General features: G+C 70.0%; 21 protein-coding genes, 5 tRNA genes and 1 pseudogene. 11 read left to right on the top strand and 16 right to left on the bottom strand.

Annotation, left to right across the window (positions count from 1 at the left end; genetic code table 11):
- The first annotated feature begins 37 nt into the window (after positions 1–37).
- Both ACFYOV_RS04875 and ACFYOV_RS04880 read left to right on the top strand, forming a co-directional pair.
- Positions 38–328, top strand: a complete 291-nt coding sequence (locus ACFYOV_RS04875) for a hypothetical protein (RefSeq protein WP_389082891.1) — start codon at positions 38–40, stop codon at positions 326–328.
- 210 nt (positions 329–538) lie between these two features.
- On the top strand, positions 539–973 hold the full coding sequence (locus tag ACFYOV_RS04880) for a hypothetical protein (protein ID WP_389082893.1): 435 nt from the start codon (positions 539–541) through the stop codon (positions 971–973).
- 103 nt (positions 974–1,076) lie between these two features.
- Here ACFYOV_RS04880 and ACFYOV_RS04885 read toward each other — a convergent pair.
- The 4 genes from ACFYOV_RS04885 to ACFYOV_RS04900 all read right to left on the bottom strand — a co-directional run bounded on the left by ACFYOV_RS04885 (position 1,077) and on the right by ACFYOV_RS04900 (position 4,755).
- Positions 1,077–1,149 (bottom strand) — tRNA-Lys (locus ACFYOV_RS04885).
- Between the two features lie 154 nt (positions 1,150–1,303).
- A complete protein-coding gene (locus ACFYOV_RS04890) occupies positions 1,304–3,478 on the bottom strand; it encodes a DEAD/DEAH box helicase (protein ID WP_389082896.1) in 2,175 nt (724 codons plus the stop codon).
- A gap of 280 nt (positions 3,479–3,758) precedes the next feature.
- The gene (locus tag ACFYOV_RS04895; protein ID WP_389082898.1) at positions 3,759–4,331 is read right to left on the bottom strand and encodes a hypothetical protein; all 573 of its coding nucleotides are present in this window, start codon (positions 4,329–4,331) and stop codon (positions 3,759–3,761) included.
- Between the two features lie 73 nt (positions 4,332–4,404).
- On the bottom strand, positions 4,405–4,755 hold the full coding sequence (locus ACFYOV_RS04900; protein WP_189696131.1) for a metallopeptidase family protein: 351 nt from the start codon (positions 4,753–4,755) through the stop codon (positions 4,405–4,407).
- An 84-nt stretch (positions 4,756–4,839) separates the two neighbouring features.
- Here ACFYOV_RS04900 and ACFYOV_RS04905 point away from each other — a divergent pair, with 84 nt between their 5' ends.
- The 4 genes from ACFYOV_RS04905 to ACFYOV_RS04920 all read left to right on the top strand — a co-directional run bounded on the left by ACFYOV_RS04905 (position 4,840) and on the right by ACFYOV_RS04920 (position 6,805).
- On the top strand, positions 4,840–6,441 hold the full coding sequence (locus tag ACFYOV_RS04905; RefSeq protein ID WP_389082901.1) for a metallophosphoesterase: 1,602 nt from the start codon (positions 4,840–4,842) through the stop codon (positions 6,439–6,441).
- 80 nt (positions 6,442–6,521) lie between these two features.
- Positions 6,522–6,594, top strand: a tRNA-Glu gene (locus ACFYOV_RS04910).
- Positions 6,595–6,629: 35 nt separating this feature from the next.
- Positions 6,630–6,704, top strand: a tRNA-Asp gene (locus tag ACFYOV_RS04915).
- A gap of 24 nt (positions 6,705–6,728) precedes the next feature.
- Positions 6,729–6,805, top strand: a tRNA-Phe gene (locus tag ACFYOV_RS04920).
- Positions 6,806–6,993: 188 nt separating this feature from the next.
- Here ACFYOV_RS04920 and ACFYOV_RS04925 read toward each other — a convergent pair.
- From ACFYOV_RS04925 to ACFYOV_RS04940, 4 genes and pseudogenes are all read right to left on the bottom strand, one after another.
- The gene (locus tag ACFYOV_RS04925; RefSeq protein ID WP_389082903.1) at positions 6,994–7,659 is read right to left on the bottom strand and encodes a hypothetical protein; all 666 of its coding nucleotides are present in this window, start codon (positions 7,657–7,659) and stop codon (positions 6,994–6,996) included.
- Positions 7,660–7,668: 9 nt separating this feature from the next.
- Positions 7,669–8,052: a hypothetical protein gene (locus ACFYOV_RS04930; protein WP_389082906.1), complete on the bottom strand. Its 384-nt coding sequence runs from the start codon at positions 8,050–8,052 to the stop codon at positions 7,669–7,671.
- Positions 8,053–8,336: 284 nt separating this feature from the next.
- On the bottom strand, positions 8,337–8,663 hold the full coding sequence (locus tag ACFYOV_RS04935) for a tyrosine-type recombinase/integrase (protein ID WP_389084049.1): 327 nt from the start codon (positions 8,661–8,663) through the stop codon (positions 8,337–8,339).
- A 63-nt stretch (positions 8,664–8,726) separates the two neighbouring features.
- Positions 8,727–9,043, bottom strand: a pseudogene (locus ACFYOV_RS04940) (protein spdB); the annotation flags it as partial.
- A gap of 564 nt (positions 9,044–9,607) precedes the next feature.
- Here ACFYOV_RS04940 and hrpA point away from each other — a divergent pair.
- From hrpA to ACFYOV_RS04955, 3 genes are all read left to right on the top strand, one after another.
- Positions 9,608–13,558, top strand: coding sequence for an ATP-dependent RNA helicase HrpA (gene hrpA, locus ACFYOV_RS04945; RefSeq protein WP_389082908.1), 3,951 nt, complete (start codon positions 9,608–9,610; stop codon positions 13,556–13,558).
- A gap of 148 nt (positions 13,559–13,706) precedes the next feature.
- Positions 13,707–13,781, top strand: a tRNA-Asp gene (locus ACFYOV_RS04950).
- A gap of 306 nt (positions 13,782–14,087) precedes the next feature.
- Positions 14,088–14,306, top strand: coding sequence for a DUF6274 family protein (locus ACFYOV_RS04955; RefSeq protein ID WP_389082911.1), 219 nt, complete (start codon positions 14,088–14,090; stop codon positions 14,304–14,306).
- A 468-nt stretch (positions 14,307–14,774) separates the two neighbouring features.
- Here the strand turns inward: ACFYOV_RS04955 and bldC are convergent, their stop codons facing one another.
- Together bldC and ACFYOV_RS04965 are read right to left on the bottom strand one after the other, a co-directional pair.
- Positions 14,775–14,981 (bottom strand): developmental transcriptional regulator BldC, encoded by a 207-nt coding sequence (bldC, locus tag ACFYOV_RS04960; protein WP_003949541.1) that lies wholly within the window; start codon positions 14,979–14,981, stop codon positions 14,775–14,777.
- A gap of 530 nt (positions 14,982–15,511) precedes the next feature.
- Positions 15,512–16,354 carry a hypothetical protein gene (locus ACFYOV_RS04965; RefSeq protein ID WP_389082913.1) on the bottom strand — a complete coding sequence of 281 codons (843 nt, stop codon included), beginning with the start codon at positions 16,352–16,354 and terminating at the stop codon, positions 15,512–15,514.
- Between the two features lie 222 nt (positions 16,355–16,576).
- On the opposite strand from ACFYOV_RS04965, the gene ACFYOV_RS04970 reads away from it, so the two are divergent.
- Both ACFYOV_RS04970 and ACFYOV_RS04975 read left to right on the top strand, forming a co-directional pair.
- The gene (locus ACFYOV_RS04970) at positions 16,577–17,665 is read left to right on the top strand and encodes a Leu/Phe/Val dehydrogenase (RefSeq protein WP_389082915.1); all 1,089 of its coding nucleotides are present in this window, start codon (positions 16,577–16,579) and stop codon (positions 17,663–17,665) included.
- Positions 17,666–17,982: 317 nt separating this feature from the next.
- Positions 17,983–18,231 carry a DUF3073 domain-containing protein gene (locus tag ACFYOV_RS04975; RefSeq protein WP_389082917.1) on the top strand — a complete coding sequence of 83 codons (249 nt, stop codon included), beginning with the start codon at positions 17,983–17,985 and terminating at the stop codon, positions 18,229–18,231.
- A gap of 93 nt (positions 18,232–18,324) precedes the next feature.
- On the opposite strand, the gene purM is transcribed toward ACFYOV_RS04975, so the two are convergent.
- From purM to ACFYOV_RS05005, 6 genes are all read right to left on the bottom strand, one after another.
- A complete protein-coding gene (purM, locus tag ACFYOV_RS04980; protein ID WP_389082919.1) occupies positions 18,325–19,392 on the bottom strand; it encodes a phosphoribosylformylglycinamidine cyclo-ligase in 1,068 nt (355 codons plus the stop codon).
- 45 nt (positions 19,393–19,437) lie between these two features.
- Complete coding sequence (gene purF, locus ACFYOV_RS04985) at positions 19,438–20,964, bottom strand: amidophosphoribosyltransferase (protein ID WP_389082922.1); 1,527 nt, start codon at positions 20,962–20,964, stop codon at positions 19,438–19,440.
- 62 nt (positions 20,965–21,026) lie between these two features.
- On the bottom strand, positions 21,027–21,809 hold the full coding sequence (locus tag ACFYOV_RS04990; RefSeq protein WP_389082924.1) for an META domain-containing protein: 783 nt from the start codon (positions 21,807–21,809) through the stop codon (positions 21,027–21,029).
- A 45-nt stretch (positions 21,810–21,854) separates the two neighbouring features.
- Complete coding sequence (locus ACFYOV_RS04995) at positions 21,855–22,661, bottom strand: sterol carrier family protein (protein WP_389082927.1); 807 nt, start codon at positions 22,659–22,661, stop codon at positions 21,855–21,857.
- A gap of 9 nt (positions 22,662–22,670) precedes the next feature.
- A complete protein-coding gene (locus ACFYOV_RS05000) occupies positions 22,671–23,510 on the bottom strand; it encodes a M23 family metallopeptidase (protein ID WP_389082929.1) in 840 nt (279 codons plus the stop codon).
- Positions 23,511–23,549: 39 nt separating this feature from the next.
- Positions 23,550–24,050, bottom strand: coding sequence for an ArsR/SmtB family transcription factor (locus ACFYOV_RS05005; protein WP_389082932.1), 501 nt, complete (start codon positions 24,048–24,050; stop codon positions 23,550–23,552).
- Positions 24,051–24,118 lie beyond the last annotated feature (68 nt).

A 24,118-nucleotide genomic window follows, 5' to 3' on the forward strand; every position in this document is an offset into this window, starting at 1 on the left:
GTGTCACCGGCCCGTCACCGGCCGGGAAGGAGGAGCCGTGCCCCAGTCCGACGACGAGCGACTCGTCGATCCCGCCGCCCGGTCGGAGCGCCGGGACGACGGCTCCGCCCGCTCCCCGGCACCCGGCCGCCCCGCCCGCCCCCGGGAGTCCCGGCGCACGGGCGCCCGGTGGGCTCTGGCGACCGGCGTGGCCCTGATCATCGCGGGCGTCGTCCTGGCCGACGGGCTGCTCATGGCGACGGGTCTGGTCCTCAGTGGAATCGCCCTCCAGCTCTGCGACCCGGACCCCCCGGGAGCGCCGCGCGAGCCCCGACGACCACGCACCTGACGGACAGGGCCGGTCCCTGCCCCTCTCCCCTCTCCCCGCTTCCGCCGATCCGGACCGCGGGTGGCTCATTTGACCGTTCCTGCGCATCCCCCTTGCTGCCACCCTGGCGAGCACCCGGCGAGGCGGCCCGCGCACCACGCACCGGAGCGGCCCGCGATGCCATGCCGACGGCAGTGGAAAAATCCGCTCTGGACGGAAGGGAGCGTGCGCATGATCGAGTGGGTGACCCTGGGCACCGGATCGAGGCCGGTCCCCCAGCCTCTCACCACCCCGCTGGTGTGGTCCGGCGCCTTCGGCGGCGCGCTGGCGCTGGTGGCGCTTCTGAACGCGCTCGTCGGCACGGACCGGCCGGGCCTCGCCCTGACCGCCCTGTCCCTGCTGGCGGCCCTGCTGGGCGTGCGCTCCCGGTTCGCCGCGGCCCCCGGCACGGCCGTCCTGTGCTGGCTGTTCCTCAACGGCTTCGCCATCCCGCCCGCGGGCGTCCTGAGCTGGGCCGCCCCCCGGGACACCTTCTGGCTCGCCTGCCTGCTCGGTGCGACTCTCCTCGGCACGACCCTCTCCCGGCTGGCCCACGCCCGCGCGGCCTACCACCGCCTCACGACGGGTGGGACGCCGCAGCCGCCTGACGAACCCACCAGGACGTGAGCGGCGATCGGCCGACCCGGAAAACGACGCAGCGCCCGACCCGACCGAGGTCGCGTCAGGCGCTGCTCGGCGGATCGCAGGCCGAAGCCCCACCCGCCACCGGTAGGCCCTGTGGGACTCGAACCCACAACCAATGGATTAAAAGTCCACTGCTCTGCCAATTGAGCTAAGGGCCCCTGGCGATGTTGCCTCCACGAGCATAGCCGGACGTGGCCCTGTCTCCGATCGGGTATCGGCAGAGGCGGCCCCCGACGTGTCCCGGACCGCACGCGGAAGGGCCCGCGCGACGGGTGTCGTGCGGGCCCTTCCGGTCGGGTCGGTCAGGAGACCTCAGCCGTTGCGCTTCCAGCGCGGCTTGTCCTCGCGGCGGCCGAACGAGCCACCGCCGCGGTGGTCGTCACGACGACCGTACGGGCGGTCGTGGGCGCCGGTACGGAAACCGGGGCGGTCGCCCTGGCGGTCACGGTTGAAGGGGCGGTCGCTGCCCCGGTGGCCACCGCGCTCGTCCCGGCGGAAGCCGCCGCGCTCGCCGCGGTCGCGGTCGCGGTTGAACCCGCCACGGTCGTCACGGCGTTCGAAGCCGCGGTCGCGGTCGAAGGAACGCCCGCCGCGGTCGTCACGGCGCTCACCCCGGTCGTCACGGCGGAACCCGCCGCGCTCGCCACGGTCGTCACGGCGCTCGAAGGAACGGCCGCCGCGGTCGTCACGGCGGAACCCGCCACGGTCGTCACGGCGTTCGAAGCCGCGGTCGCGGTCGAAGGAACGCCCGCCGCGGTCGTCACGGCGCTCACCCCGGTCGTCACGGCGGAACCCGCCGCGCTCGCCACGGTCACGGTCGCGGTTGAACCCGCCACGGTCGTCACGGCGCTCGAAGGAACGACCACCGCGCTCCCCCCGGTCGTCACGGCGGAAGCCGCCACGGTCACCCCGGTCGTCACGGCGCTCGCGCCGCTCGTACGGCGCCGAAGCCTCCGTGCGCTCCGGGCGCTCGAACCGCTCGGACCGCTCAACGTCCCGCGCCGTCGGCTGACCCGGCAGCGACACCTCGGCCTCGGCCGGCGCGTCGACCGGCGCCTCGACGGTCTCCGCCGCCTCCGCGAGCACCGCCTCGGGGTCCTCACCGCGCTCGCGCGCGACCCGGGCGAGCAGCCGGTCGGCCTCCTCCCGCAGCTCGGCCGCGCGGCGCTGGGCGCGCTCCAGCTCCTTGGTGAGCTGGGCGACCTCGCGCTCGGCCTGCTGCGCGGCATTGCCCGCTGACTCGGCCTGCACCTCGGTCATCGACCGGGCGCCCGTGATCTCGGCGACCTCCGGCTCGAAGGCGGCGCCGCCCTGGATGATGTGGCGCGTGGCGTCGACACCCGCATCCTCCATCAGGCGGAAGATCTGGCGCCGCTGGTGCGGCAGGGACAGGGAGACGACGGTGCCCGTACGACCGGCACGCGCGGTACGACCGGCGCGGTGCAGGTAGTCCTTGTGGTCGCCGGCCGGGTCCACGTTCAGGACCAGGTCGATGCCGTCGACGTGGATGCCGCGCGCGGCGACGTCGGTGGCGACGAGGACATTGACGTACCCGTCCTTGAAGTCGGCCAGCGTCCGGGTGCGGGCGCCCTGCGTCATCCCGCCGTGCAGCGCGTCGGCCTTCACCCCGGCGTCACGCAGCTGCTCGGCGACGCGGTCGGCGCCCAGCTGGGTGCGGACGAAGATGATCGTGCGGCCCTTGCGGGAGGCGATGGCGGCGGTGACCGGGGCCTTGTCCTTGGGCTTCACGACGAGGATGTGGTGCGACATGGTCGTCACCGCGCCCTGCGCCGCGTCGACCTCGTGGCTGACCGGGTCGTCGAGGTACCGGTCGACGAGGGTCTTGATCTCGTTCTCCATCGTCGCGGAGAACAGCATGCGCTGACCGCCCGCCGGGACCTGGTCGAGCAGCTCGGTGACCTCGGGCAGGAAGCCCAGGTCGGACATCTGGTCGGCCTCGTCGAGGACCGCGATCTGCACGTTCTCCAGGGAGCACGCGCCGCGGTTGATGATGTCGCGCAGACGGCCCGGCGTGGCGACGAGGATGTCGACGCCCCGCTCCAGGGCGTAGATCTGGTTGCCCATGGAGGTACCGCCGCAGACGACCTTCATCTTCAGGCCCAGGACGTCGCCGTACGGCTGGAGCGCGTCGGCGACCTGCATGGCCAGCTCACGCGTCGGCGTGAGGATGACGGCCCGCGGCTTGTGCTTGTCGGTGCGGCCCCCGGCCAGCGTGGCCAGGGTCGGCAGACCGAAGGAGAGGGTCTTGCCGGAGCCGGTGCGACCCCGGCCCAGGATGTCCTTGCCGACCAGGGCGTCCGGGATGGTCGCGGCCTGGATCGGGAAGGGGGTGGTCACACCGTTCTGCGCCAGCTTGCGCACGACACCCTCGGGCAGCCCGAGGTCGGCGAAGGTGACCTCGGGGGTGGTGTCGGTGTCCTCGGTGTTCTCGGGCACGACGACGTGATCAGTACTGGTGATGGACATGCGAATGCGAAACCTTCCGGAGTCTCGAGTCGGCACGCGCCCGTCAACTCCGTGATTCGCGATTCGCAATACGACCGCCTCGATGCGGTCCACCACGGCAAGGGAGAGTACGCGCCACACGGCGCGCTCTGCGATGGCGCCGGGCAAATAGGATCAAACGATCTGCCACCATACGCACCCTGGGGCCTCAAAAGCAAACCGAGTCTCCCGACCCGACCCCGTCGACCGCAGGACGCAAGCCCGCCTCCGGGACGAAACCGAAGGTCAGCGGCGGATCCGATCAGACCGGCGCCCCCGCCTGCGGGGCCGGCTCCAGTTGCGCCAACTGGGTCCCCGGCGGCTCGTGTGCCGAGGACGACGGCTCCGCCTGGGTCGGCTGGGGTGGCGAGGACGGCTCCGGTGGCGTCGGCGTCGGCTCCGGCTCGGACGGACGGCCGGGCGCCGACGGCACGGGACGGTCGTCGGGGGGCGGCCCACCGGGCCCCCGCGACCCGTCGTCGGGCCGCCCCGACCGGCTCCTCCCCGGCGCCTGGGGCTCCCCGGCCGACGGCGCCTCCCGCGCCGCACCTCGCCCCTCGCCCCGGTGCTTTCCCTCGCCCTTGCCGTCCTTGCCGTCCTTGCCGTGCGGGGCGTGGTCCCCGCGCTCACCACCGGCCGCCGCGGGTCCGTACCCCGGCCCGCCGCCGCCCACCGCCGAACTTCCGTCCGGCGCGTCACCGCCCGACCGGCCCGTGGAGTGCGACGGCCCGCCGCTCCCGTCGGCGCCGTCCTCACCGACGCTCATGCAGCCGGCGGCAGCGGTGACGGCCACGACCGTGGCGGCCAGGCGGACAGGTACGTACAAGCGGCGCACGGGGCCACCTCCGGGTGGAGTACAGGGTCGACCTGCCCAACTCCCGCCGCCCGGCAGAAGACACGCGAACGGCCTATCCGTAGCCGAGGGCGTGCAGCCGGGCGTCGTCGATCCCGAAGTGGTGTGCGATCTCGTGCACCACGGTGATCTCCGTCTCGGCGACGACGTCCTCCCGCGATTCACAGATCCTCAGCGTGGGTCCCCGGTAGATCGTGATCCGGTCCGGCAGCACCCCCGCATACCACTCGCCCCGTTCGGTCAGCGGCGTTCCCTCGTAGAGCCCGAGCAGCTCGGGGTCGTCCGCCGGGGGCTCGTCCTCGACGAACACCGCCACGTTGTCCATGAGCCGCGTCAGCTCCGGCGGGATCCGGTCGAGCGCCTCGGCGACCAGCTCCTCGAACTCCTCGCGCGTCATCTCCAGCACAGAGCCATTGTCGGGCACGACCCGTCCGTACGAGTCCGGCGGCCACCTCGCATATCCGGCTCCCGACTTGGGCATACGGGATCAATGGCCCGCGTCCCCGCCGCCACCCCGAACATCCTCGTGAAGATCCGACACCGCGTCCGCAGGGCACCGCTCGCCCTCGCCGACACCTACCGCACCCGCCGGCCCGCCCCCGCCCCCGTCGCGCTCACCACTCAGCCGCACCCCTGGACCCGCGCCCTCGGCCTGGTCACCGTGGTGCTCCTGGGCGCCTGGCTCGGCCTCCTGGTCGTGGGCAACGTGCGGGTCCCGGTCGGGCCCATGAACACCACCATGACCCTGCGCCCGTCCCTCACCGGCGGCACGAAGATCAACATCTCGCCCCTGGGCGCCCTCCAGCTGGACAGCCACATCGCCCCGGTCCGCCTCGACGTGAACGTCGACCAGCTCGACCCCGACCGCTCCCAGGCCCTCGTCGACCACCCGGAGCGCCTCTCCGGCCTCCAGGACGAAGTCACCCGGGACGTCGAACACGGCACCGCCGACCTGGCCGTGCGCTCCTGCGTCGCCGTCGTCACCGGCGCCACCGCCCTCGGCCTCGCCGTCTACCGCCGCCCCCGCCGCGCCCTGGCCGCCGGCGGACTCGCGCTCGGCCTCCTGGCCGCCTCGGGCGGCACCGCGTACGCCACCTGGAACCCCGAGTCGGTCCTGGAACCCCGGTTCTCGGGGCTGCTCTCCTCCGCGCCCTCCCTGGTCGGCAACGCCCGCAGCATCGTCACCGAGTTCGACGTCTACCAGAAGGAGCTGGCCCGCCTGGTGACCAACGTGACGAAGCTGTACGACGCCACCACCACACTCCCCGCGTACCAGCCGGACCCGAGCACGATCCGGGTGCTGCACGTGTCCGACATCCACCTCAACCCGGCCAGCTGGAAGATCATCGCCTCCCTGGTGGAGCAGTACCAGGTGGACGTGATCGTCGACTCCGGCGACACCATGGACCACGGCACGGCGGCCGAGAACGGCTTCCTCGACCCGATCGAGGACCTCGGCGCCCCCTACGTCTGGGTCCGCGGCAACCACGACTCCCTGGTCACCCAGCGCTATCTGCAGCGCATGAAGAACGTCCACGTCCTCGACGACGGGCGCGCCAGGACCGTCGCCGGCCTGCGCTTCGCCGGCATCGGCGATCCGCAGTTCACCCCGGACCGCTCGAAGGCACCGGGGAGCGAACCGTCCCAGGAGCTGGCGGGCGCCCGCCTCGCCTCCGCCCTGCGCGACCAGCGGGCCACCGGAACACCCGTCGACGTGGCCGTCGCGCACGAACCCTCGGCCGCCCGCGAGGTCGACGGCACAGTTCCCCTGGTTCTGGCCGGCCACATCCACCACGAGGAGACGGAGGTCATGAAGTACGGCACCCGGCTCCGCGTGGAGGGTTCCACCGGCGGCAGCGGTCTGCGCGCGGTGGAGGGCAAGTACCCCGACCCCATCGAGGCGTCGATCCTCTACTTCGACCGCGACACCCGCAGTCTCCAGGCCTGGGACTCGATCGAGCTGGGCGGTCTGGGCCTGACGACGGCGGAGGTCAGCCGCCACCTGGCGGAGGAGAACGAACCGGGCGCGGCCACACCGTCCCCCAGTCCCTCGCAGAGCCCCTCCTCGGCCCCCTCGCCCACCGCGCCGTAAACCGTTTTGGCGAACCCTCCCCCCATCCCATATGCTTCTCACGTCCCCGACGCGCTGAGAAGCGCCCAGGCGGGCCGATAGCCCTCATCGTCTAGCGGCCTAGGACGCCGCCCTTTCAAGGCGGTAGCACGGGTTCGAATCCCGTTGGGGGCACGCACCACCCTGTGCGACACTGTCGTACGAAGCTTGGTCCTGTGGAGCAGTTTGGAGTGCTCGCCACCCTGTCAAGGTGGAGGCCGCGGGTTCAAATCCCGTCAGGACCGCTGAGGTTTCACGTGAAACCTCGTGGCTGGGTAGCTCAGTTGGTACGAGCGTCCGCCTGAAAAGCGGAAGGTCGCCGGTTCGACCCCGGCCCCAGCCACCACTGCCCGATCAGGGCAAACACCCCCTCCGGGACCATCCGGAGGGGGTGTCCTTGTGTCGACTACGCCAACGCGTCCGCCAACGGAGACGTCCGACCCTGCGATCTTCGCCGACCGACTCGGACCGTGCCCATCCTTCAGGACGTAACGCACGCCGCGAGACAGTCACGCGGCCGGCTCCAAGCTGGGCTCAAGACTGAAGCCATGTGAAGGTGACCCTTCTGCCGGCGGTGAGATTTTCTAGGTGCAATATGTCCAACACCCAGGTACTCAGCCCGAACTGTTTCGGTTTGTACAGTGATAGCGCTTGACCGTTGTTCACTTGATGTGCCCATAGGCCATTGTGCGCTTCCATCACTCCCCCAGACGGGTCGATAGTGATATTCCAACTACCTCCTTCCCCGTCTCGAAGGACTAGCGTTTTCCACCACATGTCTGCTCTTTGCGCTGTCAATTTGAACTCGACCGCATCCGACCCAACGGCATTGGGTTGAATGTCGTAGGACAGCAGATCAGACGAGTCTTCGGTCCGGAACTTCCCACTGCTCCTCTTCGCCCAATCAGGAGGGAGTCCGATCTTTTCGAGAGGGCGTGACGTGGGAACGAAGATACCTGGCGCCCAATAGGGCGTTGTCAAGTAGACACCGTTCCCGTTGTCGAGGCTGGAGATCAGGGCCGCCTCTGCAGTGAGGTAAGCAGTCACTCCCCCTGCAATCGCTGTACCCAGGCCAGGAAGTGCCGCGGCTATGAAGGCTGAAAGGCTTGCACCTTCTTTAGCCAGAGTCACCACCGTGTCGACGTCCTCGTGCTCCAGGATGATGACGACACCCCAGAAGTTATTTGCGACTTGCGCCATTCCGCCCCCTCACTTCTGCTGCCCGTACACGACACGGTCGTCATCCGGCTCCGACAGAGCGCACATGGCGGGAGCCACAAGCTCTGGTGATCTCGGCGTTGAGTACGGACCGCCTTCGCCTCCAGCCCCTTCGGAAGATCGCCGAGAAAGCAGAGGCGGCAATACCAGAATCAGGGTGTCGTCCTTATACTCCTCGACGATCAACTTCAGCCCGCCGACCTCAATACCCATTTCAGCAAGAGCGGTCTGCGGATCACTCAAGAGCCTGGCCCTGAAGTCGCCGTCAACAGCGGAACGTTGCGCTGCCAAGTTCCATCGCGGGTCATTTGTTGCTGTTCGTTCTGCCACGAAGCCCCCTAATAAGCTCGGCGACAAAATTCTGTTGCCGGACACCGAGGCAGTCAATAAGGAACGCCCCATCCCCCGTTCGGAGGGCATTGGCCTCAAGGCTACTTTGAGTCATTAAGACACATGCAGTTACACAATGAGCAGGACGTTAAATATGAGCTCAGAGTGATCACATGAAACTGCAGATACCTCGGATGCGATGGATGATCGTTTCACCTCGACAGGGTGGGCCGGTACGTCAAGCGTCTGGCGCTCCAGCCGATCACGGTTGACTTACCGCGGCGTCATCCGTGCATACAGACCTCAGTACAGATAGTCGCTCAGCTTCCTCAGGGCCTTACGTTGCTTCCTCCATAGACGCTGGCGTAGATTTTCATCATCACACCGATATCGCTGTGACCGACGATCTGTCGCACGATGTGTGGTGGCGCTCCGAGGTCGAGTAGTAGCGAGAAAGCCGACTGGCGCCGATCATGGAAGCGGAGATTGATTCCGATGCGCTGCCGCAGCGGATACCAGCTCCAGCGGCGTAGGTTGTCCGGTTCCAGTGGGCTCCCGATGCGGGACGTGAAGACGAGCCCGTGTTCCTTCCAAGCCGTGCCAGCCGCTGCTTGCTCCTGTGCTTGACGCTCACGATGCTCTGTGAGCGCCTTCACGACATCCGGCGGAAGCGGAACGGTGCGGACCGAGGCGAGCGTCTTGGGTTTGACCAACTGCGGTGTCAGCCGAGTCTCCTCGGTCGCGGCTTCCGCCCGCAGCCAGGCGCGGGCCACGGCCGCCTCGTCGCGGGCCTCCTGCTGAATTCCCCGGATCGCGTCCAGCGCGACGGGGTGAGCGCGGTGCGCTCCCACATCGCGTGCACGAGCCACGGGGCCTTGACGGCGAGCGGGAGCCAGGCGACGGCCGGCACCATGGACACGGCCGTCATCGCGACGGCTGGCAGAGCGGTCTTGGCCCTCATGCCGCACCCCCGGCACGCTCGCGCCGGCGCCCTGGTTGAGCAGGGCGAGGCGGCGGCGAGCGCGCGGCGGCGGGCCCGCCACACTGCACTTCGGGCGGAAGAGACGACAACTGTGGTGCAGCACACGTTTCTCGACCGTTGGGCTGCCAGTGCCCATCAATTGGTCTCAGCGCCACCGACGGCGCTACCGCCGGCCCACGGCCGCAGCCTGCCCTGGGCAAGGCTGAGGCCCCCTGCTACCAACAAGAGGGCCGCCGGACATTGTCGCGACACCAGAGGTCATACCCGTGTGGCACTGCAGTGACGACCGCCCGCCCCCTGCCGAGTGAGACGGATGTCACTCCCGGTAGGCGCAATTGGTTGGTCGCTTCGGGCGTCACGCTTGTCGGCGTGACTTCGAGTGTCAGTATTTTCGCTGGAGCTGTGCAGCCCGACCGGGCGGCAGCCATGGCGACGATCGCCGGCACGACTGCAACCGGCGTCGTCCTCCTCACCGTCGGTCGGCAGGCGACCGCGCTCAGAGCTCCACTATCTGTCCCTCGCTCGCTACCACCCCTCCGGGATCCCGGAGGGGGTGTTTTCGTACGTCGGCAAAACCGTTAGCCACGAATTTCCCGAGGATGAGATCCTGGATCCCGTATGTCCACGCACCCCGCCCCCACCCCCGCCGTCGGCGCCCTGGCCCCCCGTCTGACCGAGCTGTCGTTGCGTGACGCGCACCGGCTCGGGCGCAGGCTGGAAGGCGCACGCAAGATTCGCAAGCCGGAGGCCCGGGCCACCGTTCTCGCCGAGATCGAGGCGGAGGTCGTCAGGGCCGAGGAGCGGATGACCGGCCGACGGGCTCGCGTGCCCGAGGTCCGGTACCCGGAGCAGCTGCCCGTCAGCCAGAAGAAGGACGCGATCGCCGACGCCATCCGCGACCACCAGGTCGTGATCGTCGCCGGTGAGACCGGGTCCGGGAAGACCACGCAGATCCCCAAGATCTGCCTCGAGCTGGGACGCGGTGTGCGCGGCATGATCGGGCACACCCAGCCCCGCCGCATCGCCGCCCGCACCGTGGCCGAGCGTGTGGCGGAGGAACTGGACACGCCGCTGGGGGAGGCCGTCGGCTGGAAGGTGCGCTTCACCGACCAGGTGAACCCGGACGCCACCTTCATCAAGCTGATGACCGACGGCATCCTGCTCGCCGAGATCCAGACCGACCGCGAGCTGCGCGCCTACGACACGATCATCATCGACGAGGCCCACGAGCGGTCCCTCAACATCGACTTCCTGCTGGGTTACCTGGCCCAGCTCCTGCCCAGGCGTCCCGACCTCAAGGTCGTCATCACCTCCGCGACGATCGACCCGGAGCGCTTCTCCCGGCACTTCGGCGACGCCCCGGTCATCGAGGTCAGCGGTCGCACCTATCCCGTCGAGGTCCGCTACCGCCCGCTGCTGGAGGAGGACTCCGACGACACCGACCGCGACCAGATCACCGCGATCACGGACGCCGTCGAGGAGCTGGTGGCGGAGGGGCCGGGGGACATCCTGGTCTTCCTCTCCGGCGAGCGGGAGATCCGCGACACGGCGGACGCGCTCACCAGGAAGCAGTACCGGTCCACCGAGATCCTGCCGCTGTACGCCCGCCTGTCGCACGCCGAGCAGCACCGCGTCTTCCAGCAGCACAGCGGACGGCGGATCGTCCTGGCGACCAACGTCGCCGAGACGTCCCTCACCGTCCCGGGCATCAAGTACGTCATCGACCCCGGCTTCGCCCGCATCTCCCGCTACAGCCACCGCACCAAGGTGCAGCGCCTGCCCATCGAGCCGGTCTCGCAGGCCAGTGCCAACCAGCGCAAGGGCCGCTGTGGTCGTACGTCGGACGGCATCTGCATCCGCCTGTACAGCGAGGAGGACTTCGAGGCCCGCCCGGAGTTCACGGACGCGGAGATCCTGCGCACCAACCTCGCTTCGGTCATCCTCCAGATGACCGCGGCCGGCCTGGGGGACATCGAGAAGTTCCCGTTCATCGACCCGCCGGACCATCGCAACATCCGCGACGGTGTGCAGTTGCTCCAGGAGCTCGGCGCGCTCGACCCGGCCCAGAAGGACCCGCGCAAGCGGCTCACCGAGACCGGCCGCAAGCTGGCCCAGCTGCCCGTCGACCCGCGTCTGGCCCGCATGGTGCTGGAGGCGGACCGCAACGGCTGTGTGCGCGAGGTGATGGTGATCGCCGCGGCGCTGTCCATCCAGGACCCGCGTGAGCGTCCGGCGGACAAGCAGACCCAGGCCGACCAGCAGCACGCCCGCTTCAAGGACGAGACGAGCGATTTCCTCGCCTATCTCCGTCTCTGGCGGTACATCCGCGAGCAGCAGAAGGAGCGCGGGTCGTCCTCCTTCCGCCGGATGTGCAAGCAGGAGTATTTGAACTTCCTGCGCATCCGCGAGTGGCAGGACATCTACACGCAGTTGCGCACGGTGGCCAAGCAGATGGGCATCCACCTCAGCGACCAGGACGCCCCCGCCGACCGCGTGCACGTCTCCCTCCTGGCCGGTCTGCTCTCGCACATCGGCATGAAGGACGTCAAGGACGGCAACAAGAACGAGTACCTCGGTGCTCGTAACGCGAAGTTCGCGATCTTTCCCGGTTCGGCGCTGTTCAAGAAGCAGCCGCGGTTCGTGATGTCGGCCGAGCTGGTGGAGACCAGTCGTCTCTGGGCCCGGGTCAACGCGAAGATCGAGCCGGAGTGGGTCGAGCCCCTCGCCGGGCACCTGCTCAAGCGCACGTACAGCGAGCCGCACTGGGAGAAGGACCAGGCGGCGGTGATGGCCTACGAGAAGGTCACGCTGTACGGCGTGCCGATCGTGGCACAGCGCAAGGTGAACTACGGCCGGATCGACCCCGAGGTCAGCCGTGAGCTGTTCATCCGCCACGCGCTCGTCGAGGGTGACTGGCGCACGCACCACAAGTTCTTCGCCGACAACCGCAGACTCCTCAGTGAGGTGGAGGAGTTGGAGCACCGGGCGCGCCGCCGGGACATCGTGGTGGACGACGAGACGCTGTTCGACTTCTACGACCGGCGGGTCCCGGACCACGTGGTGTCGGGTGCCCACTTCGACTCCTGGTGGAAGCGCAAGCGGCACGAGCAGCCCGACTTCCTCGACTTCGAGCGCGAGATGCTCATCCGTGAGTCGGCGGAGGAGGTCACCAAGGCGGACTATCCGGACTCCTGGCGCCAGGGGCCGCTCACGTTCCGGGTGACGTACCAGTTCGAGCCGGGAGCGGACGCGGACGGCGTGACCGTGCACATCCCGCTCCAGGTGCTCAACCAGGTCACCGACGAGGGCTTCGACTGGCAGATCCCGGGTCTTCGCGAGGAGGTCGTGACGGAGCTGATCCGCAGTCTCCCCAAGCCGATCCGGCGCAACTACGTGCCCGCGCCGAACTACGCGAAGGCGTTCCTGGAACGGGCGGTACCGCTCCAGGAGCCGCTGACGACCACCATGGCGCGGGAGCTGAAGCGCATGGTCGGGGTGCCGTTCGACGCGGACGACTTCGACTGGTCGAAGGTCCCCGACCATCTGAGGATCACCTTCAGGATCGTCGACGAGCGGCGTCGCAAGCTGGCCGAGGACAAGGATCTGGAGTCACTGAAGCTCAGGCTGCGCCCGAAGGCCCGCAAGGCGCTGTCGCAGGCGGCCGCGGCCACGGCGGAGCGCCGGGGCGGTGAGGCGCTGGAGCGCACGGGTCTGACCGACTGGTCGATCGGGACGCTGACCCGGGTCTTCGAGACCCGCCGCGCCGGCCAGCCGGTCAAGGCGTATCCGGCGCTGGTCGACGACGGTGACACGGTCTCGGTCCGCCTCTTCGACACGGAGGCCGAGCAGGCGGAGGCGATGTGGAAGGGCACGCGTCGGCTGATCCTGCGCAACATCCCGGTCAATCCGGCGAAGTTCGCGAGCGATCGCCTGACGAACGCTCAGAAACTGGCGTTGTCCGCGAATCCCCACGGCTCGGTCCAGGCGTTGTTCGACGACTGCGCCATGGCCGCCGCGGACCGGTTGATCGCGGACTTCGGCGGACCGGTGTGGGACGAGGAGTCGTACCGGAAGCTGTACGACAAGGTCCGCGCGGAGATCGTCGACACGACGGTCCGCGCGGTGGGCCAGGTGCAGCAGGTGCTGGCCGCCTGGCAGGCCTGTGAGCGCCGTCTGAAGGCCGTACGCAGTCCCGCGCTGCTGCCGAACCTCCAGGACGTGCGCGAGCAGCTGGACGGGCTGGTACGGCCCGGCTTCGTGACGGAGGCGGGGCTGCGCCGGCTGCCGGACCTGATGCGCTATCTGGTGGCCGCGGACCGGCGTCTCCAGCAGATGCCGACCGGTGTCCAGCGGGACACGACCCGCATGGAGAAGGTCCGGGAGATGCGGGACGAGTACGCGTGGCTGCTCGAGCAGATGCCGCAGGGCCGGCCGGTGCCGCGGCAGGTGCTGGAGATCCGCTGGATGATCGAGGAGCTGCGGGTGAGCTACTTCGCGCACGCGCTGGGCACGGCGTATCCGGTCTCGGACAAGCGGATCGTGAAGGCGATCGACGCGGCGGTGCCGTGACGGTACGCATGACGGGTTACGCGTGACGGGTTACGCGTGACGGGATCGAGCGTGACGGGTCCGGTACGCAGGGTGAGTTCGACCCGGGGCCCACCCTCCTGTACAGTCTCTTCTCGCAGCGCAACGCACCAATCGCACTGCGAAACCTGGTCCTGTGGAGCAGTTTGGAGTGCTCGCCACCCTGTCAAGGTGGAGGCCGCGGGTTCAAATCCCGTCAGGACCGCGTACCGGAAGAGCCCGGGTCTTCGGACCCGGGCTCTTCCGCGTCCGAAGCCGGGAGCAGGGGTCGTGCTCCGAGTGCGAGTCGCGTCCGAGGCGTGGGTCCGCGCCCGGGGCCGGAGTGCGTGCCAGGACGCGCGGGTTCGAGCCCGGAGGCGTGCGGGCGCGCTCCGGCGGGGAAAGGGCGGAGAGGTCTCCGCGGGCGGCCGGGACGCTTCCCGGCGGGCGTCCGGGCGTCTTGACGGGGGCGGTGTCCCTCGGTACCCCAGAAGGCAGGGCCGCTGCCCGTGCGGTCTCCCGGAGGTGAGCCATGGCGGCATCGGCGAGGCACGAGACGCGGGCCCTGCTCCGCGCGCACCTGGCGGCCGCGTCGTCGTACCGGCATCTCACCCGCCACTGCCCGATCTGCCACCACCTGCTGCGCCTGGCGATGGACTCGGCGCCGCGCCCCTCGGACTCCGGGGAGGACCCGCAGCCCCCCGAGCGGCCCGCCGAGCCCTTCGAGGACCAGAGTCCCGCCACCGCGTGACCTGGCCGACCCACTTCCCAACCCCCGGTTTCTTTAGCGCACATACGCCAGAGGCAACAAGCCGCGTGGTATGTGACGGGTGTCACCGCATGAGTTTTGGGAAGTGAGGTACTTACGCCTCTCCTACAACAGGTCAATTTAATATGTGCAATTGCACTGCCCCGAGAGGTCGGCGCGGGGGACCCCGGAAGGCCGCGCAGCACCCCCCGCACAAGTCCCCGCACAAGTCCCCGCAGTGACGGCCCGGCCCGCCCCACCGGCGCACAAAAAAGATCGCGCTGGACCCGGCGGAGTCCAGCGCGATCGACGACGCACCCTTGTTCAGTTGCCCGGGTTCGGTGCCCGGTGACGCTCTGATCGGCTTGGGTGAGGGGCCTGTTGGGGCAGTCCCCGCGTCGCTTGGAGCTGTGGATTCCGGGCGCCGCGGCGGGTTGGGGGACCCACCGATTCGCCCGGTTATTCAGTTGTTCAGGCCTCGCTGCGCTGCTGCGGAATGCCCGCGAGCAGTGCGCGGACCTCTGCCTCGCGGTAGCGGCGGTGCCCGCCGAGCGTGCGGATCGACGTGAGCTTGCCGGCCTTCGCCCAGCGCGTGACCGTCTTCGGGTCGACGCGGAACATGGTGGCGACCTCAGCCGGGGTCAGCAGCGGCTCGGCATCAGGGGTGCGAGCGGTCATGAGCGGCCTCCTCGGGAGAACCGAACCTTCTCGGTTCTTTCCTCTAAATTCTGCACCTTGACCCGCGTTGCCCGAAATGGCGGACGCGAGTCGAGTCGGTTATAGGACGAACGGCTTGTCCTCGGCACTACAACTACACCATCTGTCCAGCCGCGTCGGCCAAACCGATGGAATTGCCCTCCCAGGTGTTCATCAGCGACGGAAGCCGATGGACCATGCCATAGCGGACAGTCACGCCGCTGTGACGATCAGTCACAGCGGCGATCAGGAGTCATCAGACCCCCCAAAGCGTGCAATGCTGAGATTCCGCCCATAGTGGAGCACAGCAGGACGGAGGAGTCCTCCCCGGACTCCTTGTCCTATTTTGGCATGAGGGGGGGCAAGGGGCGCAAGGGCCGTGTAAGTGCGGTCCGTCACGCTTGGCACGCTTGGGACATACGCCCGGAACGGCGCCTACGTCCGTTGTCGGTCCCGTATTGACGGAACCTCAGGGCGAAGACGAAACCCCAAGAAGGGCGTTTGGTCAAACGTCAGTTCGCCGACCGCAGGTCCCGGACCGAGCGCCACCGCTCCACCAGCCGCCCGTAGGCCGCCCCCGCGGCGGCCCCGTCGCCGCGGCGCAGTGCCGCGATCCCCTCGGCCACGTCCGCCGCCGAGTGGTCGTCCTCCAGCGCGCCGGCCGGCAGGGCGTGCACCAGGCCGCCGTAGTCCAGTTCGACCAGCGAGCGCGGGTGGAACTCCTCGAGCCAGCGGCCGACGTCCACCAGGCCGTCGATCAGCGGCCCCTCGTCCATGGCGTCCTTCAGCGCCCGCAGCCCCCGGGCGACCCGCCGCCGGGCCTGGACCATGGGGGTGCGGTAGCGCAGGACGGGCGCCTCGCCCTCGAAACCCTTGGCGTACTCCCGCTCCTCGTCCGCGACCAGCACGAACCAGTTGATCGGAACCTGCCAGGTGGCCGTGCGGATCCAGGGCCGGGCGTCCGGGTGCTCGGCCAGCCAGCGCTCGTAGTCCTGGGCCGCCTGGCGCCGTACGACCGGTGGCAGCAGTGCGTCCAGGACCGGCTGCGGGAAGTCCTCGGCGAGCTCGCCCAAGGCCTGCCAGCCGCGCAGCCGGGTGCGCCAGGGGCAGACGCAGACCACGCCGTCGACCTCGAGCACGAACGCGTCGCCGCTCTCGTGCACCGGTACCGGGACCGGCGGGGTGGGCACCAAGTCGGCCAGGGCCCGCCGCAGTTCCTCCTGGTACGAGGGGCGGTCGGGCCGGCGGGCGTAGCGGGCCCAGTGACCGCGCTCCGACTCCGGGAAGGCGGCCAACGGCTCGTACACGCGCAGATACGTCGCGTAGGGGACGGTCACCGAGGACACCTTGGGCACGCCTGCTCACTCCCCCGCACTCCGTCGCGAAAACCTGCGGAACCCGCACACGGACCTGCGGGAAATCCATGCAAATCGTCCCACGCCGGTACTCCGGGAGAGGGTGATCCGGAACACTGTGGGTCCGTCGCGGGTCCCAGGCTCTAATCTCGTGCTCACAGCACTCGCCACCCGTACGGGAGCTGTCTCCACCCCGCCGCTACTTACTCAGGAGTCACCACCGTGACCGACGTATCTGACGGCGTCCTGCACACCCTGTTCCGGTCGGACCAGGGGGGTCATGAGCAAGTCGTGCTCTGCCAGGACCGCGCCAGCGGCCTCAAGGCCGTCATCGCCATCCATTCCACCGCGCTGGGCCCCGCCCTCGGCGGTACGCGCTTCTACCCGTACGCGACCGAGGAGGAGGCCGTCGCCGACGCGCTGAACCTCGCGCGCGGGATGTCGTACAAGAACGCCATGGCCGGTCTCGACCACGGCGGCGGCAAGGCCGTGATCATCGGCGACCCGGAGAAGGACAAGACCGAGGAGCTGCTGCTCGCCTACGGGCGGTTCGTGGCCTCGCTCGGCGGCCGGTACGTCACCGCCTGCGACGTCGGCACCTACGTCGCCGACATGGACGTCGTGGCCCGCGAGTGCCGCTGGACCACCGGCCGTTCCCCGGAGAACGGCGGCGCCGGCGACTCCTCCGTGCTCACCGCCTTCGGCGTCTACCAGGGCATGCGGGCCTCCGCCCAGCACCTGTGGGGCGATCCCTCGCTGCGCGGGCGCAAGGTCGGCATCGCCGGCGTCGGCAAGGTGGGGCACCACCTGGTGGAGCACCTGCGCGACGAGGGTGCCGAGGTCGTGATCACCGACGTGCGCGAGCAGGCCGTGCGGCGGATCCTCGACCGGCACTCCGAGGGCGTCACGGCCGTCGCCGATACCGAGGCGCTGATCCGGACGGAGGGCCTGGACCTCTACGCCCCGTGCGCGCTCGGCGGTGCGCTGAACGACGACTCCGTGCCGGTGCTGACCGCCAAGGTGGTCTGCGGCGCCGCCAACAACCAGCTCGCCCACCCGGGTGTGGAGAAGGACCTGGCCGACCGCGGGATCCTGTACGCGCCGGACTACGTGGTGAACGCCGGCGGTGTCATCCAGGTCGCCGAGGAGCTGCACGGCTTCGACTTCGACCGGTGCAAGGCGAAGGCGTCGAAGATCTTCGACACCACGCTCGCCATATTCGCACGTGCGAAGGCGGACGGGATTCCGCCGGCCGCCGCGGCCGACCGGATCGCCGAGCAGCGGATGGCGGAGGCACGACCGGTGCGATGAATGTGCGGGCGCCCCTCGGTGAGGGGCGCCTTCGCACGTTCGGCCGGTACCCGCCGGGGGGCACTTCGAGAGAACTCTCACTTCTCCCGGCGGGTCGAACGCCGATAAGTGGTTAAAATCGCCAGTGACCAGCGAGGACGGGGCGCCTCGAAGGTTCTGGGCGCGGGCACGTCATGCGGGCGACGTACCGTATGGGCGTGGGCTCAGGTACCGTGGAAGCCCTACGGACCGGCCTCTCCACGGAGAGTCCGTTCCGGACCATGAACGCGTGTCAAGACTCTGGGGCCGTCGAGCCCCGTCGTTGAGGGGGTCGAGCCATGGGGCGCGGCCGGGCCAAGGCCAAGCAGACGAAGGTCGCCCGCCAGCTGAAGTACAACAGCGGTGGGACGGACCTCGCACGCCTGGCCGAGGAGCTGGGCGCATCGACGTCGAACACGTCACCGAACGGTGACCGGTTCGAGGACGATGAGCATGACGACGACCTGTACGCAAAGTACGCCGACCTCTACGAGGACGACGAGGAGGACGAGGACAGCCAGTCCTCGCCGCAGCGTCGCGGCGCTTGACCTTGCACTGAGCTCTTACCCGGTCGGTGACCCCGGTCACCGACCGGGTTCTGTGCTGTCCGCACGCCTTCCGCGCGGGCAGCACCCCGGTGCTCAGTTCGCGTAGTCACCCACCAGGGCCGCGCCCGTCGTGTGCTCGCCGCGCTCGGTGATCTCGCCGGCCACCCAGGCGTCCACACCGCGGTCGGCCAGCGTCGCCAGCGCCACCTCGGTGGACTCCTCGGGCACGATCGCGATCATGCCGACGCCCATGTTCAGCGTCTTCTCCAGCTCCAGGCGCTCCACGGAGCCGGTGCGGCCGACGAGGTCGAAGACCGGTGCCGGGGTCCAGGTGGAGCGGTCCACGACGGCGTGCAGGGCGTCCGGGACCACCCGGGCCAGGTTGGCCGCGAGGCCGCCTCCGGTGACGTGGCTGAAGGCGTGCACGTCGGTGGTGCGGGTCAGGGCCAGGCAGTCCAGCGAGTAGATCTTCGTGGGCTCCAGCAGCTCCTCGCCGAGGGTGCGGCCGAGTTCGGCGATCTCCGTCTCGAGGGCCAGGCCCGCCTGGTTCAGCAGGACGTGCCGGACGAGGGAGTACCCGTTCGAGTGAAGACCGGAGGACGCCATGGCGATCACGGCGTCACCCTGGCGGATGCGTTCCGGGCCGAGCAGCCGGTCGGCCTCCACGACGCCCGTACCGGCGCCGGCGACGTCGAAGTCGTCCTCGCCCAGCAGGCCGGGGTGCTCGGCCGTCTCGCCGCCGACCAGGGCGCATCCGGCCAGCACACAGCCCTCGGCGATGCCCTTGACGATGGCGGCGACCCGCTCGGGGTGGACCTTGCCGACGCAGATGTAGTCGGTCATGAACAGCGGCTCGGCACCGCACACCACGATGTCGTCCATGACCATGGCCACCAGGTCGTGCCCGATGGTGTCGTAGACGCCCATCTGCCGGGCCACGTCGACCTTGGTGCCGACGCCGTCGGTGGCGGAGGCGAGCAGGGGGCGCTCGTAGTTCTTGAGGGCGGAGGCGTCGAAGAGTCCGGCGAAACCGCCGAGGCCGCCGAGGACCTCGGGGCGCCGCGTCTTCTTCACCCACTCCTTCATCAGTTCGACCGCGCGGTCACCCGCTTCGATGTCGACGCCCGCAGCCGCGTAGCTGGCACCAGTTGTCTCAGACATGGCTAATGAGAACCTTCGTGTCGTACGGCAGGTAGTGCGGGCCGGCTACGGGCGGCGGATCGCGTCGACCGCGGCCGGGGCGGCCGTGCCGGCGGCCAGCTCGGTCTCCAGCAGCTGCTTGCCCAGGAGCTCGGGATCGGGCAGGTCCATCGGGTACTCGCCGTCGAAGCAGGCGCGGCACAGGTTCGGCTTGGCGATGGTGGTCGCCTCGATCATGCCGTCGATGGAGATGTAGGCCAGGGAGTCGGCGCCCAGCGAGGTACCGATCTCCTCAATGGTCATGCCGTTGGCGATCAGCTCCGCGCGGGTGGCGAAGTCGATGCCGAAGAAGCAGGGCCACTTCACGGGCGGCGAGGAGATCCGGATGTGGACCTCGGCGGCGCCCGCCTCACGGAGCATGCGGACCAGGGCGCGCTGGGTGTTGCCGCGCACGATCGAGTCGTCGACGACGACCAGGCGCTTGCCCTTGATGACTTCCTTCAGCGGGTTCAGCTTCAGGCGGATGCCCAGCTGCCGGATGGTCTGCGAGGGCTGGATGAACGTGCGGCCGACGTACGCGTTCTTGACCAGGCCGGCGCCGAAGGGGATGCCGGACTCCTCCGCGTAGCCGATGGCGGCGGGGGTGCCGGACTCCGGGGTCGGTATCACGAGGTCGGCCTCGACGGGCGCCTCCCGGGCGAGCCGGCGGCCCATCTCGACGCGCGAGAGGTACACGTTCCGGCCGGCGATGTCGGTGTCCGGGCGGGCCAGGTACACGTACTCGAACACGCAGCCCTTGGGCTTCGCTTCCGCGAACCGGGAGGTGCGCAGACCGTTCTCGTCGATGGCGACGAACTCGCCCGGCTCGATCTCGCGAACGTAGCTGGCGCCGCAGATGTCGAGGGCGGCGGACTCCGAGGCGACGACCCAGCCGCGCTCCAGACGGCCGAGGACCAGCGGGCGGATGCCCTGCGGGTCGCGGGCCGCGTACAGGGTGTGCTCGTCCATGAAGACGAGACTGAAGGCGCCCCTGACCTGCGGGAGGACCACGTGCGCGGCCTGTTCCACGGTCACCGCTTCGCCGTCGGCGGCGCGCTGGCCGGCCAGCAGGGCGGTGATCAGGTCGGTGTCGTTGGTGGCCGCCACCTTGGGGGCGCGGCCGTTCTCCTTGGGGAGTGCGGCGACCATCTCGGCGAGCTGCGCCGTGTTGACCAGGTTGCCGTTGTGGCCGAGCGCGATGGAACCCTGCGCGGTGGCCCGGAAGGTCGGCTGGGCGTTCTCCCACACGGAGGCACCGGTGGTCGAGTAGCGGGCGTGACCGACCGCGATGTGACCCTGGAGGGAACCGAGAGAGGTCTCGTCGAAGACCTGGGACACCAGGCCCATGTCCTTGAAGACGAGGATCTGGGAGCCGTTGCTGACCGCGATACCCGCGGATTCCTGACCCCGATGCTGGAGGGCGTAGAGCCCGAAGTACGTGAGCTTGGCGACCTCTTCGCCCGGAGCCCAGACACCGAAGACGCCGCAAGCGTCCTGGGGGCCCTTCTCGCCGGGGAGCAGGTCGTGGTTGAGTCGTCCGTCACCACGTGGCACGCCACCGAGTGTAGGCGAGATCGACCACTGGTCCGAATTGGGGATGCGGGCGGGGATGTGGATCACTCGGTGGCGAAAGCCGTGACCTCGGTTCCGTCGTCGCTGGTCAGCGTCAGGTTCCGGTGGTCGATCCGGTAGGTGGCGCTGCCGTCGAAGAGGCTCAGCAGCGTCTTCTCGGCGGTCATGAGTGAGTCTTCGCACACCATTCGGGTCGTGGAGGGCGTGCCGAGGGTGATAAGGCCGTCGCGGACGGTGGCTTCGGCGTTCACGTGGTTGCAGCCGAGGCTGCCGGAGACGACGCCCTTCTTCGTGTCGAAGGTCAGGTGGGCGCGGCCGTCGGCGGCGGGGAGGTCGATCCGCCACCTGGTGCCGTGGAGGGGACGGTCCTCGGACCTGCTGAGGCGGACGGTGGCGCCGTCGCCGGTGGTGAGGGTCAGACGTCCGGCCTTCACCTCGGCTTCGAGGGTTCCGTCGGTGAGTGCCCGGGCGAGCGTGCGCTCGAAGGCCATGGGCTGGTCGCCGCAGGCCATCTCCGTGGACATGGTGTCGCTGAGGCGGATGCGGTCGCCGTCCAGGTCGGCTCGGGCGTTGAAGGTGTTGCAGCCGTAGCTGCCCTCGGCCCGGCCCCGGTCGTCGACGGTCAGGTGGGCGTCGGCGGGGGCACGGTGGGCGGTGCCGTCCACGGTGACGCCGTCGACGCTCCAGCGGATGCCGGTGACCGCGTCCTCGGTCCGGGCGGAGCCGCTGGAGCCGCCCGCCCGCTCGCCGCCGCAGGCCGCCACGAGGGGGACGAGCAGGGCGACGGCCGTCAGGGTCATGCGCTGCTGGTGCCTGTGTGGGGACATGCCCCTTGGACGGGGGCGGGGAGGGGATGGTTCCGTTCGCTTCCCTCAGGCCATCAGGGGCAGGTGGGCGCCGAGGTCCGCCCGTTCCCCGCTCGCGCTGACCCGGGCGTCCGCCACGGCGTCCCGCCACGCCAGCCGACCGGTCGCGAGCCGGATCCAGGTCAGCGGGTCGGTCTCGACGACGTTCGGCGGGGTGCCCCGGGTGTGCCGGGGCCCCTCCACGCACTGCACCACCGCGTACGGCGGGACCCGCACCTCCGTCGAGCCGCCGGGGGCCTTCACGGCGAGCGCGTCGGCGAGCAGCCGGGTGCACGCGGCCAGGGCCTGGCGGTCGCAGGGGACGGTCAGGCCGGGCACGGCGGCGTTGAGGTCGTCGGTGTGGACGACGAGTTCGACGGTGCGGGTGACCAGGTAGTCGGCGAGGGTCATGGCCCCGGTGCGGGTGGCGAGGACGCGGGTGCCGGGGGCGCCGGGCAGCCGCTCGGCGAGACGCTGACCGGTGCCGGCGAAGAGGGCGTCCAGGTCGTCGGGGCCGGGGTGGGTGGCGGCGAGCTCGCGGGTGTCGTCGTCGATGCCGGCCGCGCGGTCCGCGGTGGCGAACGGCCAGTCCAGCAGGACCAGCTCGGCGCCGGCGGGTTCGGGACGGTCGAGGGTGCGGCTGACCGCGTCCACCGCCAGGGTCACGTGCGCCGCGAGGTCCCGGACCGTCCAGTCGCCGAGCCGGGTGGGGAGGGCGAGCTGCTCGGGGGTGAGGGTGCGCACGGCCGAGTGCACGTGCCCGAACTGGGCCAGTACGGCGGCACGGATCTTGGCGGGATCGTAGGAGCGGGTGCGCTTCTTGGCCGGTGGCATGGCGGCAGCCTATGCGGGGGTGACGGGGTCCGGTTCGGGGACCTCGAACACCTCGTGGTTGCGGGGGACCCCGAGGCCGCGCCAGGTGAACGGGACACCGCGCGCCGTGTCGGGATCGGGGCCGTCCATCAGCTGGAAGTGCAGGTGCGGCTCGGTGGAGTTGCCCGAGTTGCCGCAGCGGGCGACGACCTGTCCGGCGCGCACGCGGTCGCCCTCGCGGACGGTGAGGGAGCCACGGCGCAGGTGTGCGTAGGCCGCGTGGGTGCCGTCCCCGAGGTCGAGCACCAGGTGGTTGCCGAGGATCCGGCGGACCCCGAGCAGTTCGCGCACCGAGCCCTCGACGAGCATCAGGTACGCCAGCGCCGGCAGCGAGGTGCGGCTGAGGTGGTCCCGCTGTCGGTCGTCGGCCCGTACGACCGTGGCGTCGGCCACCGCACGCAACGGGGCGCCGAACGCCGGGTAGGCGCCGGGGCGGCGGGCGGGGGGCCACAGCAGCGAGAACGCGGGGCGAGCCCCCGGCTCCGGCTCGGCCACCACGTCGATGGCGTAGGTCTGCCCGTAGGCGTGGACGCCGTGGCTCGGGGTGCGGTCGGCGGGGCTGTTCAGCGCGGACCAGCGGCCGGTGACGGGAGGGTCGACCTCGACGGGCTCGCGGGCGGCGGGCGGGGCGTCCGGAGTGCCGCCGCCCCACCGGTTGACCACGGCGACGAGCGCGTAGGCCAGAGCCAGCGGCAGGAGGTTCCACCACCACGGGTATCCCCAGCCGAAGCCGACGTAGGCGATCACCAGGGTGAAGAAGCTCAGTTGCAGGCCCCGGAAAGTGATCATGGCGAGTTTGCGTGCGGTCATGGTTCCCCCTTGGTCGTTCGTTCCGGTCGCGCGTCCGGCTCAGGGCCGTGCGGCCGACAGCACCACCAGCAGCGGCACGGCGCGGCCCGGCGGCACCTCGTAGCGGCCCCGCCCCGTGGTGTGCAGCCAGCCGGTTCCGGTGAGCTGGCGCAGGTGGTGGTAGATCTGGCCGGTCGTGCCGACTCCGTCCAGCTCGGCGAGCTCGGCCGCGGTGCGCCGGCCGCCGACGATCTCGCGGAGCAGCCGCAGCCGTACCGGGTGGCCCAGCGCTGCCAGTGCCTCGGCGGCGGCCGGCCAGTCATCGCCCAGCAGCTCACGGGTGGTCGTCCCGTACTGCCACTCGTACCGCTCCCCGGTGGGCAGCCGGACCGCACCGGTGAACAGCACCCCGCCGTCGTCCGCTCCCAGCTCGGCGAGTCGGTCCTTGAGCCCTTCCAGGGCCCAGAAGTCGCCCTCGTCGATCCGTGGCGCGCCGCGGCGCCCCGCCTCGAGCGCCGCGAGACGGCGTTCGAGATCGGCGACGCGTTCCTCGAAATCCATGGATTGATATTACGTAGTTACGTAATGTCGTTCAAATTCACCGTCGGGGACGACGAAGCCCCCGCCCG

This window comes from Streptomyces sp. NPDC005931 (assembly GCF_042871235.1).
Taxonomy (GTDB): Bacteria; Actinomycetota; Actinomycetes; order Streptomycetales; family Streptomycetaceae; genus Streptomyces.

Excerpts from the sequence above, each read along its gene's own strand:
- ACFYOV_RS04975 (WP_389082917.1), top strand. The coding sequence starts at position 17,983 with ATGGGGCGCGGCCGGGCCAAGGCCAAGCAGACGAAGGTCGCCCGCCAG.
- ACFYOV_RS05000 (WP_389082929.1), bottom strand. The coding sequence starts at position 23,510 with ATGACCGCACGCAAACTCGCCATGATCACTTTCCGGGGCCTGCAACTG.
- ACFYOV_RS04905 (WP_389082901.1), top strand. The coding sequence starts at position 4,840 with ATGGCCCGCGTCCCCGCCGCCACCCCGAACATCCTCGTGAAGATCCGA.
- ACFYOV_RS04990 (WP_389082924.1), bottom strand. The coding sequence starts at position 21,809 with ATGTCCCCACACAGGCACCAGCAGCGCATGACCCTGACGGCCGTCGCC.
- ACFYOV_RS04925 (WP_389082903.1), bottom strand. The coding sequence starts at position 7,659 with ATGGCGCAAGTCGCAAATAACTTCTGGGGTGTCGTCATCATCCTGGAG.
- hrpA (WP_389082908.1), top strand. The coding sequence starts at position 9,608 with ATGTCCACGCACCCCGCCCCCACCCCCGCCGTCGGCGCCCTGGCCCCC.
- purM (WP_389082919.1), bottom strand. The coding sequence starts at position 19,392 with ATGTCTGAGACAACTGGTGCCAGCTACGCGGCTGCGGGCGTCGACATC.
- ACFYOV_RS04890 (WP_389082896.1), bottom strand. The coding sequence starts at position 3,478 with ATGTCCATCACCAGTACTGATCACGTCGTCGTGCCCGAGAACACCGAG.
- ACFYOV_RS04955 (WP_389082911.1), top strand. The coding sequence starts at position 14,088 with ATGGCGGCATCGGCGAGGCACGAGACGCGGGCCCTGCTCCGCGCGCAC.
- ACFYOV_RS05005 (WP_389082932.1), bottom strand. The coding sequence starts at position 24,050 with ATGGATTTCGAGGAACGCGTCGCCGATCTCGAACGCCGTCTCGCGGCG.
- ACFYOV_RS04880 (WP_389082893.1), top strand. The coding sequence starts at position 539 with ATGATCGAGTGGGTGACCCTGGGCACCGGATCGAGGCCGGTCCCCCAG.
- ACFYOV_RS04995 (WP_389082927.1), bottom strand. The coding sequence starts at position 22,661 with ATGCCACCGGCCAAGAAGCGCACCCGCTCCTACGATCCCGCCAAGATC.
- bldC (WP_003949541.1), bottom strand. The coding sequence starts at position 14,981 with ATGACCGCTCGCACCCCTGATGCCGAGCCGCTGCTGACCCCGGCTGAG.